Source organism: Enterobacter cloacae complex sp. 382A5, from assembly GCF_050031095.1.
GTDB classification, from domain to species: Bacteria; Pseudomonadota; Gammaproteobacteria; order Enterobacterales; family Enterobacteriaceae; genus Enterobacter; species Enterobacter cloacae.
The window spans coordinates 33,123-49,830 of the sequence record NZ_JBLGVK010000003.1 but is presented as its reverse complement, the minus strand read 5'-3'; the positions used below and the strand labels follow the sequence as shown (position 1 = coordinate 49,830).

Annotated in this window: 15 protein-coding genes and 1 pseudogene; 8 read left to right on the top strand and 8 right to left on the bottom strand. The window is 53.3% G+C overall.

From position 1 onward, the window contains the following. Positions 1-67 precede the first annotated feature (67 nt). Positions 68-580, bottom strand: a pseudogene (locus tag ACQG2G_RS23365) (Tn3 family transposase); the annotation flags it as partial. A 143-nt stretch (positions 581-723) separates the two neighbouring features. Between ACQG2G_RS23365 and ACQG2G_RS23360 the strand changes: the two are divergent. Both ACQG2G_RS23360 and ACQG2G_RS23355 read left to right on the top strand, forming a co-directional pair. Beyond that, entirely contained in the window at positions 724-3,741 is a 3,018-nt protein-coding gene (locus ACQG2G_RS23360; RefSeq protein ID WP_004199413.1) for a Tn3-like element IS3000 family transposase, read from the top strand. Positions 3,742-3,960: 219 nt separating this feature from the next. Continuing rightward, positions 3,961-4,962 (top strand): IS30 family transposase, encoded by a 1,002-nt coding sequence (locus tag ACQG2G_RS23355; RefSeq protein ID WP_023408311.1) that lies wholly within the window; start codon positions 3,961-3,963, stop codon positions 4,960-4,962. Between the two features lie 108 nt (positions 4,963-5,070). Here the strand turns inward: ACQG2G_RS23355 and ACQG2G_RS23350 are convergent, their stop codons facing one another. Further along, positions 5,071-6,051, bottom strand: coding sequence for an IS5-like element IS5 family transposase (locus tag ACQG2G_RS23350; protein WP_000019402.1), 981 nt, complete (start codon positions 6,049-6,051; stop codon positions 5,071-5,073). Positions 6,052-6,285: 234 nt separating this feature from the next. On the opposite strand from ACQG2G_RS23350, the gene ACQG2G_RS23345 reads away from it, so the two are divergent. From ACQG2G_RS23345 to ACQG2G_RS23335, 3 genes are read left to right on the top strand one after another with little or no spacing between them, the layout of a single operon-like run. Then, positions 6,286-7,098 carry a subclass B1 metallo-beta-lactamase NDM-7 gene (locus tag ACQG2G_RS23345; protein WP_032495622.1) on the top strand — a complete coding sequence of 271 codons (813 nt, stop codon included), beginning with the start codon at positions 6,286-6,288 and terminating at the stop codon, positions 7,096-7,098. A 3-nt stretch (positions 7,099-7,101) separates the two neighbouring features. Continuing rightward, the gene (ble, locus tag ACQG2G_RS23340; RefSeq protein WP_004201167.1) at positions 7,102-7,467 is read left to right on the top strand and encodes a bleomycin binding protein Ble-MBL; all 366 of its coding nucleotides are present in this window, start codon (positions 7,102-7,104) and stop codon (positions 7,465-7,467) included. Positions 7,468-7,471: 4 nt separating this feature from the next. Continuing rightward, on the top strand, positions 7,472-8,110 hold the full coding sequence (locus ACQG2G_RS23335) for a phosphoribosylanthranilate isomerase (RefSeq protein WP_004201168.1): 639 nt from the start codon (positions 7,472-7,474) through the stop codon (positions 8,108-8,110). A gap of 10 nt (positions 8,111-8,120) precedes the next feature. Here ACQG2G_RS23335 and ACQG2G_RS23330 read toward each other — a convergent pair whose 3' ends face one another. Both ACQG2G_RS23330 and cutA read right to left on the bottom strand, forming a co-directional pair. Beyond that, the gene (locus tag ACQG2G_RS23330; RefSeq protein ID WP_004201169.1) at positions 8,121-9,152 is read right to left on the bottom strand and encodes a protein-disulfide reductase DsbD domain-containing protein; all 1,032 of its coding nucleotides are present in this window, start codon (positions 9,150-9,152) and stop codon (positions 8,121-8,123) included. A 4-nt stretch (positions 9,153-9,156) separates the two neighbouring features. Beyond that, positions 9,157-9,291 carry a divalent cation tolerance protein CutA gene (cutA, locus tag ACQG2G_RS23325; protein ID WP_023408307.1) on the bottom strand — a complete coding sequence of 45 codons (135 nt, stop codon included), beginning with the start codon at positions 9,289-9,291 and terminating at the stop codon, positions 9,157-9,159. Between the two features lie 58 nt (positions 9,292-9,349). Between cutA and ACQG2G_RS23320 the strand changes: the two genes are divergently transcribed. Further along, positions 9,350-10,054 (top strand): IS6-like element IS26 family transposase, encoded by a 705-nt coding sequence (locus tag ACQG2G_RS23320; protein ID WP_001067855.1) that lies wholly within the window; start codon positions 9,350-9,352, stop codon positions 10,052-10,054. Between the two features lie 33 nt (positions 10,055-10,087). On the opposite strand, the gene ACQG2G_RS23315 is transcribed toward ACQG2G_RS23320, so the two are convergent. Beyond that, positions 10,088-10,444: a S24 family peptidase gene (locus tag ACQG2G_RS23315; RefSeq protein WP_004199403.1), complete on the bottom strand. Its 357-nt coding sequence runs from the start codon at positions 10,442-10,444 to the stop codon at positions 10,088-10,090. Between the two features lie 2 nt (positions 10,445-10,446). Next, positions 10,447-10,686 carry a hypothetical protein gene (locus ACQG2G_RS23310; RefSeq protein ID WP_001549892.1) on the bottom strand — a complete coding sequence of 80 codons (240 nt, stop codon included), beginning with the start codon at positions 10,684-10,686 and terminating at the stop codon, positions 10,447-10,449. 101 nt (positions 10,687-10,787) lie between these two features. Between ACQG2G_RS23310 and ACQG2G_RS23305 the strand changes: the two genes are divergently transcribed. Then, positions 10,788-12,008 carry an ISL3-like element ISKox3 family transposase gene (locus tag ACQG2G_RS23305; RefSeq protein ID WP_000343760.1) on the top strand — a complete coding sequence of 407 codons (1,221 nt, stop codon included), beginning with the start codon at positions 10,788-10,790 and terminating at the stop codon, positions 12,006-12,008. A gap of 88 nt (positions 12,009-12,096) precedes the next feature. Here the strand turns inward: ACQG2G_RS23305 and ACQG2G_RS23300 are convergent, their stop codons facing one another. After that, positions 12,097-12,759: a recombinase family protein gene (locus tag ACQG2G_RS23300; RefSeq protein ID WP_001549893.1), complete on the bottom strand. Its 663-nt coding sequence runs from the start codon at positions 12,757-12,759 to the stop codon at positions 12,097-12,099. A 118-nt stretch (positions 12,760-12,877) separates the two neighbouring features. Further along, positions 12,878-13,483, bottom strand: a complete 606-nt coding sequence (locus ACQG2G_RS23295; RefSeq protein WP_000509966.1) for a recombinase family protein — start codon at positions 13,481-13,483, stop codon at positions 12,878-12,880. 94 nt (positions 13,484-13,577) lie between these two features. Here ACQG2G_RS23295 and ACQG2G_RS23290 point away from each other — a divergent pair, with 94 nt between their 5' ends. Further along, entirely contained in the window at positions 13,578-16,475 is a 2,898-nt protein-coding gene (locus ACQG2G_RS23290; protein WP_000091108.1) for a Tn3-like element Tn5403 family transposase, read from the top strand. Positions 16,476-16,708: the final 233 nt, after the last annotated feature.

Below are 16,708 nucleotides of genomic sequence, written 5' to 3'. Positions count from 1 at the left end.
AGGGGTCTGACGCTCAGTGGAACGAAAACTCACGTTAAGCAACGTTTTCTGCCTCTGACGCCTCTTTTAATGGTCTCAGATGTCCTTTGGTCACCAGTTCTGCCAGCGTGAAGGAATAATGGCCGAGCATATTGATATGTCCGTGGCAAAGCGGGGAGAGGCGTGCGATATCTTCATCATTCAGTGTTTCACCCTGCGCCCGGAGATGATCCAGGGCTGCCTGCATATAAATAGTGTTCCATAACACGACGGCGTTAGTGACCAGCCCCAGTGTGCCCAGTTGATCTTCCTGACCGTCGGTATATCGTTTTCTTATCTCACCTTTTTGACCGTGACAGATGGCTCTGGCAACGGCATGGCGACTTTCTCCCCGATTAAGCTGGGTCAGAATGCGCCGGCGGTAATCTTCATCATCAATATAATTAAGCAGATACAGCGTTTTGTTGATGCGCCCCACTTCAATGATTGCCTGAGTCAGTCCGGAAGGACGTTCACTTTTCAGCAATGAACGGACCAGCACTGAAACCTGTACTTTGCCCAGCTTCAGGGAGCCAGCGGTCCGGATCATTTCGTCCCACTGAGGGGTTCTAGGGATTTTCCGTCCAAAAACGACAAAGTGCTCTGGAGGCCCCGCCGTCTGTGGCCTCCAGAGGGGTATTACTTTTTTCGAGATCCCTATTTGGGCTCTGTTTGAGTAAGATTTAGTCTTTTTGGGCTAAATCCATGGCATTCGAAGAACGTGTCCAAATCTTGTCCGAGGCAGAACAAGATGAGTTATATGGACCCCCCGCTTTCACCTCCGCCGACCAACGCTTCTTTTTCTCGCTGAACGATAAGGAACTGGCGATCGCTAAAAGCCTCCGTCATCGGGGCCAGCGTTACATGCTGGTGGTACTGCTGGGCTATTTCAAAGCCAAGCCGGTGGTGCTGAATCCCGGCTTTCATCAGATCAAGCAGGACCTCAAATACGTTTATCAAACCGTTCTACCAGGCCCAGGCTGTAGACCCTTTAATCTCACGCCAAAAGAGAACGAACGGATTTACCAACGTGTTTTCCAGCTCTGCAACTACCAGCGCTGGAATGTCAAAGACCATGGAGCGGCGTTGAGAGATTACTTATCCCAGCAAGCCAGAGCCTGGACAGCGCCTAGGCACCTCTTCGATGCGGCCAATGAATATTGTTCGGGGCAGAAGATCGCAATCCCTGCCTACAGCACGCTGCAAAAGATCATCAGTCAGGTGGTGGGAGACGAACAGGAACACATGGCCGCGCACCTTGAGCGTGCAATGTCACGCGGTCTTAAGCAAGCACTGGCGGAGCTCGTGAACGGCACAGGTCCACTGCCGTTCCGACAGTTGCGACAATCGGCTCGTAACTTCACCGGAACCGAGTTGGAGAAAGAACTGATTGTCTATCGCCATATCCAGCATTGGATGCCGGAAGTGGATCTGCTGTTGAGCACGCTATCACTGTCGCAGAAAAATCTGCAACACCTGGCAGAGAAAGTCGACTACTACGGTGCCAAACTGAAACGTCAAACCGTAGGCAGCCAATGGCTGTATTTATTGTGCTATCTTCAAACGCGATGGCAGCAAGCGCTGGAACGTATTGCCGATGGCTTTGTGCATCATGTCAGACAGACCAAACAGAAGGCAAAGGATTATGCGCAGGAAGCGGTGTTTAAGGATTGGCAAAAAGCAGCTAAAAATGTCAGCAAGGCAGCTGAAGTACTGCACCTGTTCATTGATGACAGCATTGATCTGCAACTACCGTTTGCAACAGTAAGACAGCAAGCACTGAGCCTGCTGACCAAAAGGGATCTGGAATCTGTATGTCTCTTCCTGAACGAGCAGCGACGATCGGTCGATGAAGCCATGTGGCAGTACTGCGACGAGAAAGAAAGTCTGCGGAAAGGTTTGCTGCGAGAGTTGTTCCTATGTCTGCGCTTCGAAGGCTGCGACGGCACCCAGCACTTAGCGGCCGCCTTGGCGAAAACACAAAACGAACTCAACGGCCAGGACGCTCAGTTGCAAACTGCCGACACCAGACTCCTTTCCAAAAAATCACGTGAATTCCTGCTGGATGGTGAAGGGAATATCCTGATCGATCGTTATGAGTGGTTCCTCTATCAACAGATTCCTGATCGCCTGAATGGCCAGCTGACGCTGCCTGATATCACTAAATACCGGGCACTCGACGCCGACCTGATCGACGGGGAACATTGGCGAAAAAACAAATATACGCTGCTTCAACAGAGCCATTTTACAAAATTAGCGGAGGAGCCTGAAAAGCTGATCAAACAGATGGCCATGGAATTGGATACCCGTTTGTACGAAGTCGGCGAATATCTTGAACAGGAAGACAACCGGAATATCATCTTGCGTAATCCGCAGGGTAAACGCTTCTGGCGCCTGCCTTCGGCCAGCAAACATCATCTGGTCAACAATCCCTTCTTCCAGCAAATTCCCACAACGGGGATTGCGGATGTACTGCGCATGGTTGATCGTGACACCGGTTTCATTGACTGCTTCGCTCATGTGCTGGGTTCCCAATCCAGAAGCCGTTCCCATGAATATGACCTGTTGGCAATTCTGGTCGGCAATGCAACCAATCAAGGCATTTACGGCATGGCACAGATCTCTGATCGTACCTATGATCAGCTCAGCACTATCCAGGCGAACTATCTTCGCCTGGAAACATTGAATGCTGCTAACGACAACATCAATAACGCGACAGCCAAGCTACCCATCTTCCGGTACTACAACATCCAGGAAGATGTGATCCACGCCAGTGCCGATGGTCAAAAGTTCGAAGCCCGGCGCGAGACCTTCAAAACCCGTTATTCGTCGAAGTACTTTGGCACTCAAAAAGGTGTTTCTGCCATGACCTTGATCGCCAATCACGCTGCGATCAACGCCAGAGTGATCGGCGCCAACGAACATGAATCGCACTACATCTTTGATTTGTTGATGAGCAATACGTCAGACATCATTCCGGATGTGCTCTCAACCGATACCCATGGGGTGAACCATGTGAACTTCGCGTTACTGGATCTGTTCGGATACCAGTTTGCCCCACGCTATGCCCAGGTTGGCAAAGTGATCAATGACATGTTTGATGTCAAGGAAGACAAAGAACACCGAATTCAGCTGTGCTTAAAAAAGCCAATCAATACCCATCGTATTGCGCAGCACTGGGATACCATCCAACGGATTGCAGTATCACTTAAGCAGCGGAAAACAACGCAAGCCACCTTGGTGAGAAAGCTCTCGGAGTACAAGCGCAATCACCCGCTGCTGGAAGCCCTGACGGAATACAATCGCCTGGTGAAAGCGAATTATCTACTGTGCTACATCGATGATGCCAGTTTAAGAAACTATGTTCAGCGCGCGCTGAACCGGGGAGAGGCCTATCACCAACTGCGTCGGGCCGTGAGCAGCGTCAATGGGGATCAGTTCCGGGGCAGTTCAGACGAAGAAATCCAGCTATGGAATGAGTGCGCTCGCCTGGTCACCAATGCCATCGTTTACTTCAACTCCAGGATACTCAGCCAGCTGTTGACCAGCTTCGAATACCAAGGAGATACCAAGAGAATAGATATCGTCAAACAGGCATCCCCTGTGGCCTGGCACAACATTAACCTCAAGGGGACTTACCACTTCGAATTGAGCGAAAAATTGCCAGATCTGGAGGAGCTTATGCGCTCAATCGAGGGATATTTACCCGTCAGCGAAAAGTAATACCCCTCTGGAGGCCACGGACGGCGCGGCCTCCAGAGCACTTTGTCGTTTTTGGACGGAAAATCCCTAGAACCCCATTATCTAAAAATACTTAATTGTCTTTTAACGTCGCTAAATTTTAAATAAATAAGTGAAGAGTGTTAGTGGAGCCACTGATTTAAAGTTGGCAGAGTAAAACTTGAAGTGCGACATAAACCACCTAATTAATTTAAAGGGTTTATGGAGTATATAAAATTGTCATACCATCATCTTAACTTTGAAGATCGTACTGCATTAATGCTTGAGTCAAGAAAAGAAGGCTTTTCAGCCAGAAAATTTGCTGAACTCATTAAAAGACATCCTAGTACGATCTATCGTGAGCTTAAAAGAAATAGCATCAATGACGTTTATCAAGCTCGATATGCTTCTGATAACACCTTCGCTAGACGTAGACGTGGTCACAGAAAACTCAAAATCGATTCAATCCTCTGGAAATTTATTGTTGAAGCGATCCGTTGTTTATGGTCTCCTCAGCAAATAGCAAAGCGTTTAAAGACATTTCCTGATTTGGATCAAACAATGAATGTAAGCCATACAACGATTTATTCAACGATACGAGCATTACCAAAGGGTGAGTTGAAAAAAGACTTATTATCCTGTCTACGTCATGAAAATAAAAAGCGAAAAGCTAACGGTGAACCTAAAAAAGATTCTATATTACAGGATATTAAAACTATTCATGAGCGCCCAGCCGAAGTTCAAGAAAGAAAAATACCGGGTCATTGGGAAGCTGATTTAATTAAAGGTAAAGACAATAAAAGTTCGATAGCAACACTTATTGAACGAAATACACGGCTCTGTATCTTGGCAACATTACCTGATGCAAAGGCAGAATCAGTGCGCAAGGCTTTAACTGAAGCTCTGAAATATTTACCTGCAGAACTGCGTAAAACGTTGACCTATGACCGTGGACGTGAGATGTCAGAACATAAAATACTCGAAGAAGATTTAGGCATAGATGTATATTTCTGTGACCCACATTCACCCTGGCAAAAAGGCACATGCGAAAATATGAATGGTTTAATTAGGCAATATTTACCTAAAGGGATTGATTTAAATCAGGCAGATCAGCATTATTTAAATCAAGTTGCCATGTCACTGAATACTCGTCCTAGAAAGGCGTTAGATTGGCTTACACCATTAGGGAAGGTGCGAATAAGCGGGGAAATTCTTCTCGGCTGACTCAGTCATTTCATTTCTTCATGTTTGAGCCGATTTTTTCTCCCGTAAATGCCTTGAATCAGCCTATTTAGACCGTTTCTTCGCCATTTAAGGCGTTATCCCCAGTTTTTAGTGAGATCTCTCCCACTGACGTATCATTTGGTCCGCCCGAAACAGGTTGGCCAGCGTGAATAACATCGCCAGTTGGTTATCGTTTTTCAGCAACCCCTTGTATCTGGCTTTCACGAAGCCGAACTGTCGCTTGATGATGCGAAATGGGTGCTCCACCTTGGCCCGGATGCTGGCTTTCATGTATTCGATGTTGATGGCCGTTTTGTTCTTGCGTGGATGCTGTTTCAAGGTTCTTACCTTGCCGGGGCGCTCGGCGATCAGCCAGTCCACATCCACCTCGGCCAGCTCCTCGCGCTGTGGCGCCCCTTGGTAGCCGGCATCGGCTGAGACAAATTGCTCCTCTCCATGCAGCAGATTACCCAGCTGATTGAGGTCATGCTCGTTGGCCGCGGTGGTGACTAGGCTGTGGGTCAGGCCACTCTTGGCATCGACACCAATGTGGGCCTTCATGCCAAAGTGCCATTGATTGCCTTTCTTGGTCTGATGCATCTCCGGATCGCGTTGCTGCTCTTTGTTCTTGGTCGAGCTGGGTGCCTCAATGATGGTGGCATCGACCAAGGTGCCTTGAGTCATCATGACGCCTGCTTCGGCCAGCCAGCGATTGATGGTCTTGAACAATTGGCGGGCCAGTTGATGCTGCTCCAGCAGGTGGCGGAAATTCATGATGGTGGTGCGGTCAGGCAAGGCGCTATCCAGGGATAACCGGGCAAACAGACGCATGGAGGCGATTTCGTACAGAGCATCTTCCATCGCGCCATCGCTCAGGTTGTACCAATGCTGCATGCAGTGAATGCGTAGCATGGTTTCCAGCGGATAAGGTCGCCGGCCATTACCAGCCTTGGGGTAAAACGGCTCGATGACTTCCACCATGTTTTGCCATGGCAGAATCTGCTCCATGCGGGACAAGAAAATCTCTTTTCTGGTCTGACGGCGCTTACTGCTGAATTCACTGTCGGCGAAGGTAAGTTGATGACTCATGATGAACCCTGTTCCATGGCTCCAGATGACAAACATGATCTCATATCAGGGACTTGTTCGCACCTTCCTTAGAGAAATTTGCTCAGCTTGTTGATTATCATATGGCTTTTGAAACTGTCGCACCTCATGTTTGAATTCGCCCCATATTTTTGCTACAGTGAACCAAATTAAGATCATCTATTTACTAGGCCTCGCATTTGCGGGGTTTTTAATGCTGAATAAAAGGAAAACTTGATGGAATTGCCCAATATTATGCACCCGGTCGCGAAGCTGAGCACCGCATTAGCCGCTGCATTGATGCTGAGCGGGTGCATGCCCGGTGAAATCCGCCCGACGATTGGCCAGCAAATGGAAACTGGCGACCAACGGTTTGGCGATCTGGTTTTCCGCCAGCTCGCACCGAATGTCTGGCAGCACACTTCCTATCTCGACATGCCGGGTTTCGGGGCAGTCGCTTCCAACGGTTTGATCGTCAGGGATGGCGGCCGCGTGCTGGTGGTCGATACCGCCTGGACCGATGACCAGACCGCCCAGATCCTCAACTGGATCAAGCAGGAGATCAACCTGCCGGTCGCGCTGGCGGTGGTGACTCACGCGCATCAGGACAAGATGGGCGGTATGAACGCGCTGCATGCGGCGGGGATTGCGACTTATGCCAATGCGTTGTCGAACCAGCTTGCCCCGCAAGAGGGGCTGGTTGCGGCGCAACACAGCCTGACTTTCGCCGCCAATGGCTGGGTCGAACCAGCAACCGCGCCCAACTTTGGCCCGCTCAAGGTATTTTACCCCGGCCCCGGCCACACCAGTGACAATATCACCGTTGGGATCGACGGCACCGACATCGCTTTTGGTGGCTGCCTGATCAAGGACAGCAAGGCCAAGTCGCTCGGCAATCTCGGTGATGCCGACACTGAGCACTACGCCGCGTCAGCGCGCGCGTTTGGTGCGGCGTTCCCCAAGGCCAGCATGATCGTGATGAGCCATTCCGCCCCCGATAGCCGCGCCGCAATCACTCATACGGCCCGCATGGCCGACAAGCTGCGCTGAGCCATGGCTGACCACGTCACCCCCAATCTGCCATCGCGCGATTTCGATGTGACAGAGGCGTTTTATGCGAAGCTGGGCTTTGCGACGAGTTGGAAGGATCGCGGCTGGATGATCCTGCAGCGCGGCGGTTTGCAGCTCGAATTCTTCCCCTATCCTGACCTCGACCCAGCTACGAGCTCGTTCGGCTGTTGCCTGCGGTTGGATGATCTCGATGCCATGGTGGCATTGGTGAACGCGGCGGGAGCCGAGGAAAAAAGCACCGGCTGGCCGCGCTTCAAAGCTCCGCAACTGGAGGCGAGCGGCCTGAGGATCGGCTACCTGATCGATCCCGACTGCACGCTGGTGCGGCTGATCCAGAACCCCGACTGACCGCATGCCCGCGAAAATCAAGATTTGCGGGATCAGCACACCCGAGGCGCTCGATGCGACCATCGCGGCGCGGGCGGACTATGCCGGGTTGGTGTTCTATCCAGCGTCGCCCCGTGCGGTTACGTCGAATGTCGCGGGCGCTTTGACATCGCGCGCAGCTGGCCAGATCGCCATGGTCGGTTTGTTCGTCGATGCGGATGATGCTGTCATCGCCGACGCACTGGTGGCAGCCAAGCTGAACGCGCTGCAGCTGCACGGTTCGGAATCGCCCGAACGCGTGGCCCAGTTGCGCGCGCGGTTTGGCAAGCCGGTGTGGAAGGCGCTGCCCGTCGCCAGCGCCAGCGATGTCGCACGCGCCGCAGCCTATGCCGGGGCGGCGGACTTGATCTTGTTCGACGCCAAGACCCCCAAAGGCGCGCTGCCCGGCGGCATGGGGTTGGCGTTCGACTGGTCGCTGCTGGCCGGATATCGCGGTGCCTTGCCGTGGGGGCTGGCAGGCGGGCTAAATCCGACGAATGTTGCCGAGGCGATTGCGCGCACCGGAGCGCCGCTGGTCGATACCTCCAGCGGCGTCGAAAGCGCGCCGGGCGTCAAGGATACCGACAAGATTACCAATTTCGCCTTTGCGGTGCGCTTGGCCTAAATCGCGTCGATCAATAGGCGTCGTTCAGCGCAAAGATCGGCTTGCGGGTGCGCCACTGCCCTCGGGTGAAGTCGGGAAAATCTAACGTGCGATTGCCCTCAGCAATCGATTGTTCCGACAGAGGCGTGATCGCGCTCCAGGCCAGCGCGTCGTAAATGTCGATTGGCATCGGGGCCTTGGCCTTCAGCGCCTCGACAAAAGCGTGGATCACGAACCAGTCCATCCCGCCATGCCCGGCCCCTGCCGCCAGATCGGCGTAGCGTTTCCATAGCGGGTGATCGTATTTCGCAAACCAGCCCTCGGCAGGCTCCCAGCGGTGCGGCTGTGGGCTCTTGCCCTCCAGATAGATCGACTTGTTGACGTCCATCCACAGCCCCTCGGTGCCTTGCACCCGAAAGCCGAGAGAATAGGGGCGCGGCAGCGAGGTGTCGTGGCACAGCATGATCGTTTCACCATTAGTGCAGCCGATCATGGTGTTGACCACATCACCCAGTGCGAATTTCACCTCGGCGTTGGGATGATCGGCAGAGCCGTTCTTGACGACATAATCATGCAGCCCGCGCGCCTTACAGCCGAAGCCGCCAGCGCCCGCTTCGCCCGGCAACGCGACCTTCAGGGTGCGGGTCTGCGGCGGGTAGCACACGCCGGCATCGGCGCAGCCCTGGTACTTCACGGTCAGGGTGGTCGCGCTCGCGCCGGCCGCGGGCGTGCCGGTGAGGGTGCCGAGCAATTCCTTGCGGTAGGTTTCGACGTCGCCGAAGAATTCGTCGCGGTAGGCCTTGCCCTTCGGCAGCGCCATGGTCGCGCCGGTGAAGGCGGCATCGGCCTTGACCGAGGTGCGGTGCCGGTACAGGTAATAGCCGTCGGCGATCCGCCAGCGCACCTCGATGCGGTCCGGCGCGGTGGCCTGCGCGGACAGGACGAAGACCTCGTCGACCGGCGGCAGTTCGAAGTCCTGGGCGACGGCCGAGGTCGCGGGCAGCGCAAGCAGCAGGGCGAGCCCGGCCAGCCAGCGGCGCAGGCGGATCGTGGATGCGGTCATTGGCTCAGTTTACCGGTCGGCTCTCGGCGGCCAGCCATTGCAGGTATTCGGGCAGGCCGGACGCGGCTTCGACCGCGAGCAGCTCCGGGAGTTCGTAGGGATGCAGTTGGCGCAGGCGTTCCTGCAGGGCGGGGGGCACTGTTGCAAATAGTCGGTGGTGATAAACTTATCATCCCCTTTTGCTGATGGAGCTGCACATGAACCCATTCAAAGGCCGGCATTTTCAGCGTGACATCATTCTGTGGGCCGTACGCTGGTACTGCAAATACGGCATCAGTTACCGTGAGCTGCAGGAGATGCTGGCTGAACGCGGAGTGAATGTCGATCACTCCACGATTTACCGCTGGGTTCAGCGTTATGCGCCTGAAATGGAAAAACGGCTGCGCTGGTACTGGCGTAACCCTTCCGATCTTTGCCCGTGGCACATGGATGAAACCTACGTGAAGGTCAATGGCCGCTGGGCGTATCTGTACCGGGCCGTCGACAGCCGGGGCCGCACTGTCGATTTTTATCTCTCCTCCCGTCGTAACAGCAAAGCTGCATACCGGTTTCTGGGTAAAATCCTCAACAACGTGAAGAAGTGGCAGATCCCGCGATTCATCAACACGGATAAAGCGCCCGCCTATGGTCGCGCGCTTGCTCTGCTCAAACGCGAAGGCCGGTGCCCGTCTGACGTTGAACACCGACAGATTAAGTACCGGAACAACGTGATTGAATGCGATCATGGCAAACTGAAACGGATAATCGGCGCCACGCTGGGATTTAAATCCATGAAGACGGCTTACGCCACCATCAAAGGTATTGAGGTGATGCGTGCACTACGCAAAGGCCAGGCCTCAGCATTTTATTATGGTGATCCCCTGGGCGAAATGCGCCTGGTAAGCAGAGTTTTTGAAATGTAAGGCCTTTGAATAAGACAAAAGGCTGCCTCATCGCTAACTTTGCAACAGTGCCACAATGTGCGTAATGACCCCCCTGACCTCCAACCCGTCCTCATCGTCATCAGGTATAGCCCTGAAGTTATCCAGCTTATCGAGTTCCTGGAGACACCGCTTGGGGTGTAGTCGCAATCGCATGATCCTGAATTCTTGTTCCAGGACACAGAGCACCAAAGACCCGTCAACGGGCGTGCCCCCAAAATCTACTATGAGCAGCGCACCAGGCTTTATCCCTTCCCGGAAAGAGTAGGTATCACTTCGAAAAAAGAATACTCCCGGCGCTCCTGTATTACAGTGCTGATCGAGTGACAGCCTGTTTTCCTGGTAGTCGGTTGCTGGCGATGGAAAACCCATTTTTAACGGCCTCCGTTGGGGTTAAAAAGCATGAATGTCCGGTTCTCTCCTTCCTGAGTGGAAATGTCTTTAAAAACGGTCACGTAGGTTTCAATCCACTGATTTGCTTGGCGACAACTCCAGTGAAAATTAATCAGCGCAAGCTGGCTGACAAAGGCTTCTGTCGTAACTGTCTGACGACCGTTCGGCTCACGCTTAATGCTCGCACGCCAGGCTGAGTCAATTTCATAGTGTCTAGGCATGAAAAACCTCCGATCAATATAGCTGTATGCATATGGGTCTTCCCTTGTTGTGGTGGCTGAAGGCATGATAATGGTGTATTTAATCGCCAGAGGTCACCGCCATGGACGAAAAGTCCCTCTACGCTCATATTCTCAACCTGTCCGATCCGTGGCAGGTAAAGTCCCTTTCTCTCGATGAAAATGCCGGTTCTGTTACTGTCACTATTGAGATCGCTGAAAACACCCGGCTAGCCTGTCCGACCTGCGGTAAATCCTGTTCTGTTCACGATCACCGTCATCGTAAATGGCGCCATCTTGATACCTGCCAGTTCACCACTATTGTTGAAGCCGATGTTCCACGAATTATGTGTCCGGAGCATGGCTGCCTGACGTTGCCTGTTCCGTGGGCTGGCCCCGGAAGCCGGTATACGTTGCTATTCGAATCGTTCGTTCTCTCATGGCTGAAAATCAGCACCGTTGATGCTGTCAGGAAGCAACTTAAGCTCAGTTGGAATGCGGTTGACGGCATTATGACCCGGGCAGTTAAGCGAGGTCTTGCCCGGATAAAAAAGCCATTATCCGCCCGTCATATGAATGTGGATGAGGTCGCCTTTAAAAAAGGACATCGTTACATAACGGTGATCTCCGATCGCGATGGTCGGGCGCTGGCCTTAACGGATGATCGCGGCACAGAGAGTCTTGCCGGCTATCTTCGCACGCTCACTGATGGGCAGTTGCTGGCTATCAAAACGCTCTCAATGGACATGAACGCGGGCTATATAAGAGCAGCGCGTATCCACTTACCCAGTGCGGTTGAGAAAATCGCCTTTGACCGCTTCCATGTGGCGAAGCAACTGGGCGAGGTAGTTGATAAAACCCGTCAGAATGAACATCCGCACCTCCCTGTTGAAAGCCGACACCAGGCAAAAGGAACCCGCTTCCTGTGGCAGTACAGCGATAAGTGGATGACCGAATCCCGGCAGGAAAAGCTGATGTGGCTGCGTGCACAGATGAAGCTGACGAGCCAGTGCTGGGCGCTGAAAGAGCTGGCAAAGGATATCTGGAACAGGCCATGGAGCGAGGAAAGACGGAGTGACTGGCAGAGATGGTTGGCGCTGGCGGCTAACAGTGACGTTCCCATGATGAAAAATGCCGCGAAAACGATAGGAAAAAGGCTGTACGGGATCCTGAATGCGATGCGACACAGTGTCTCAAACGGAAATGCGGAGGCACTTAACAGCAAGATCAGGCTGCTGAGGATAAAAGCCAGGGGATACCGAAACCGGGAGCGCTTTAAACTGGGGGTGATGTTCCACTACGGAAAGCTGAATATGGCGTTCTGAGCCTTCCCACCATGATCGGGGAAGACCCATGCATATACAGTATAAAGAATCAGTTTTATTCTTCAACACACTGTTTATTATGTTGTAACTACTCCCTACCTTCAGGTTCATGGTTCATTTTGTTAACGGTCTGTTGCTTCACAGCTTTGCTGATAGTCGCCCGGCTACAACCCAGCACTTTTTGAATCTGGCTCCAGGAGCTGCCGCTCGCAATCAGCCTGTTTATGGCGTCATAGCGAGACTGATTAACCTGGCGGCCTTTATACTTCCCTTCCCTTTTCGCCCTGGCGATCCCCTGCTGCTGCCGTTCCCGGCGCTGTTCATAGTCTCGCCTGGCGACGGCGGCCAGCATATCCAGCAACATATCGTTTATGGCCGAAAACATTCGGCTGTCAAAATCATTGTGACCCGATGCGAGCCAGGTTGTCGGAACGTTGACGGCCACAACCCGGATATCTTTCTGCCGGATCATTTTCTTCAGTGTGTTCCAGTCCTCCCCTACCAGGCGTGAAAGCCTGTCCACATCCTCTACCAGCAAGATATCGTTTTGCTGACAATCTTTCAGGAGCCGGAACAACTCAGGGCGTTCAAGCTTAGAACCTGATTCATTTTCAATGTAGTAGTTACAGATGCTCAGGCCGCGCTCGATGGCGAAGGTATTTATCGTGTCCAGGGCGCGTGTTGCATCCTGTTCAGTCGTGGATGCGCGTAAGTAAGCTCTGACAAAGCCTTTCGGTACTGTTTGAGTCATTATAGGGAACCAGTTCATTTTGAGTTAACCAGACACACCCATACAGTACCCATTTCAGTTGGTTCAGGGAAGGCACACTCAAAAAGGGGTCGGTTCCGGCTGAGGGCGAAATGACACCCTAAGCGTTAGCTCTGTGTCGTTGCACGATGTCAGCGACGGTATTCTTGCTGATACCGAGCTCGCGTGCGATCCAGCGATAGCTGCGTCCCTCGGCCCTCATCGCAACCACCTTAGGCAAAAGTCGGTCTGATTTTGGTCGCACTCCGGCCTGACGACCAAGCCTCTTACCACGTGCCTTCGCAACAGCAAGGCCTGACTTGACCCGCTCGCTGATGAGATCCCGCTCAAACTCCGCAATGCCGGAAAGAAACGTCGCCAGCATTCGTCCATACGGCGACGAAAGATCGAACGCCATTCCATTCATGGCTATCACGGAAACCTTCCAGTTCTCCAGTTCACGTAGCGTATTGAGCAGATCGAGCGTCGAGCGCCCCCACCGGGAAAGCTCAGTGACCAGGATTGCATCAATTTGTCTGGACTGGGCAAGCGCCAGGACTTTCTTTCGCTCGGCCCGGTCGAGTTTAGTTCCTGAACCTGTTTCCTTAAATATTCCCACCACGTCGTAGCCGGCACGGCCGGCGAAGGCTCGCAGATCAAATTCCTGGCGTTCACAAGACTGATCCGCTGTTGAAACCCGGCAGTAAATGGCGGCACGATGTCCCAATTGAACCCTCCTGGATTTTTGTATCGGAACGCCCTGATTTATATGGGCTGGCTGTTGTCCAAAACAGACTATACTTCAAAAGGGACGAATTTGTATGTCACGACGCCATATTTTCACCGAACGGCAGCGAGCAGCGCTGTTCGATCTGCCCACGGACGAACTGTCGCTACTGAAGTTCTACACGCTGGGCGATGATGACCTGGAAAACATTAGGCAGCGCCGCAGACCGGAAAACAGGATTGGCTTTGCCCTGCAACTTTGTGCCTTACGATATCCGGGCCGTGCACTGGCTCCTGGTGAGATGATCCCGCGTGAAGTCCTTTCCTTCGTCGGTGCTCAGCTTGGAGTTCCGGCTGATGCGCTTCTCACTTATGCCACACGGCGCCAAACCCGTCAGCAGCACATGGACACGCTGCGCGAAATTTACGGCTACAAGACCTTCACGGGCCGTGGTGCCCGTGATCTGCGTGAGTGGACTTTCGGCCAGGCCGAAGATGCCAGATCAAACGAGGATCTTGCTCATCGTTTTATTGTGCGGTGTCGGGAAACTTCCACCATTCTGCCCGCAGTATCGACAATCGAGCGCTTGTGCGCGGATGCTCTGGTCGCCGCTGAGCGGCGGATTGAAACGCGGATTGCGGAAAATTTAACAGCGGATGTTCGCGATCACCTGGACAAACTTCTGAGTGAAATGCTCGCCGGCAATATCAGTCGTTTCATCTGGCTTCGCAACTTCGAGGTTGGTAACAACTCGGCTGCTGCTAACCGTTTGCTCGACAGGCTCGAATTTCTGCGTACCCTGAATATCAATCATAGTGCTTTGGCCAGCATACCTGCCCATCGCATTGCCCGGCTGCGTCGGCAGGGTGAACGCTACTTCACCGACGGTTTGCGTGACATCACTTCGGACCGCCGCTGGGCGATCCTTGCCGTCTGTGTTGTGGAGTGGGAAGCGGCGATTGCTGATGCCATAGTCGAAACCCATGACAGGATCGTAGGAAAAACCTGGCGGGAAGCGAAGCGCCAGCATGACGAAACAATTTCCGGCTCTAAAGCCACACTCACGGATACGATCCGTACCTTCACCGCGCTGGGAGCTTCGTTGCTTGAGGCCCGCAGTGACGGAACCCCGCTGGAGATGGCTGTCGCCAGTTCGGTTGCATGGGACCGGCTCGCTCAACTGGTAGCGACAGGGACTCAACTCAGCAACACGCTAGCCGATGAGCCTCTTGCATATGTCGGGCAGGGATACCATCGCTTTCGTCGTTATGCGCCCCGCATGTTGCGCTGTCTGAAGCTCGAAGCCGCGCCGGTCGCCGGACCATTGGTAGCAGCAGCTTTGTCGATCGGAGAGATGAAAGGTGTTGCATCGCCAGAAAGGCGTTTCCTGCGGCCCAACTCCAAATGGAACCGTCATTTACGAGCTCAGGAAAAAGGAGATACCCGTCTTTGGGAAGTGGCGGTACTCTTTCACCTCCGGGATGCTTTTCGTTCCGGAGATGTCTGGCTCGCTCATTCGCGCCGCTATGGTGACCTCAAGCAGGTACTGGTGCCGATGATCGCGGCGCAGGAAAATGCAAAACTGGCCGTGCCTTCCAACCCACAGGATTGGCTGGCAGACAGAAAGGCGCGACTCACGATCGCTCTTAAGCGGCTGGCCCGGGCTGCCCGTAACGGCACTATTCCGCACGGTAGCATAGAAGATGGAACGTTGCGGATCGACAGGTTGACAGCAGACGTGCCGGATGGTGCCGAGGCACTCATACTGGATCTGTATCGCCGAATGCCGTCCGTTCGGATTACCGACATGCTGCTTGAAGTTGATGCAGCCCTTGGTTTCACAGATGCGTTTACCCATCTGAGAACCGGGGCTCCATGTCGCGACCGGATCGGTCTGCTCAACGTCCTGCTCGCTGAAGGGCTCAATCTGGGCCTGCGTAAGATGGCGGAAGCTACAAACACGCATGATTACTGGCAGCTCTCACGCCTTGCCCGCTGGCATGTTGAAAGCGAAGCCATGAACCAGGCATTGGCAATTGTGGTGGCCGCGCAGGGTAAACTGCCGATGTCACGCGTCTGGGGGATGGGCACGTCAGCATCGAGCGATGGTCAGTTTTTCCCGACAGCGCGGCATGGCGAAGCCATGAACATGGTCAATGCCAAATATGGTTCTGTTCCCGGCCTCAAAGCGTATACTCACGTAAGCGACCAGTTCGCGCCATTCGCTTGTCAGTCGATCCCGGCGACCGTGAGCGAGGCACCGTATATTCTCGATGGACTACTGATGAACGAGGTCGGTCGCCATGTTCGCGAACAGTATGCCGATACAGCAGGATTCACCGACCATTTGTTCGGAGCCAGTAGCCTGCTCGGCTACAATCTCGTTCTGCGAATCAGGGATCTGCCATCGAAGCGGTTGTACGTATTTAATCCCGATACGACCCCCAGGGAGTTACGCAAGTTGGTAGGTGGAAAAGCCCGGGAGGATCTTATCGTTGCGAACTGGCCTGATATTTTCCGTTGTGCCGCGACGATGACCGCTGGCAAAATCAGGCCCAGCCAACTCCTGCGCAAGCTCGCTTCTTACCCACGACAAAACAACCTTGCAGTTGCGCTTCGTGAAGTTGGTCGTATTGAACGGACCCTTTTCATTATTGAGTGGATCCTGGATACGGACATGCAGCGGCGTGCTCAGATCGGTCTTAACAAGGGAGAGGCCCACCATGCGCTCAAAAATGCGCTCCGTATCGGGAGGCAGGGGGAAATTCGCGATCGCACGACAGAGGGGCAGCACTACCGAATCGCTGGGCTCAATTTATTGACTGCGGTGATCATTTACTGGAATACCGTCCATCTTGGTCATGCCGTCACGGAGCGGCGGAACGAAGGGTTGGATGTTCCCCCTGAATTTCTTCCCCACATATCCCCATTGGGCTGGGCGCACATTCTACTGACTGGCGAATATCTTTGGCCCAAGGAACCGAAAGCTTAGGGTGTCATTTCGCCCTCAGCCGGAACCGACCCCAAAAAGAACCAGCAAACAGACCCCAGCCCTATAGTGACAACGTCACACTAAAAATTTACAACATAAAGATGATGTAAAGACACACCAAGATTTACACCATAAAGCGCACATAAAGACACAGCAACATTTACCATGTAAAGACACCATAAAGATAAATATATCTTTATTTGTGCTTTACATGGTAAAGCCATTGCATTATA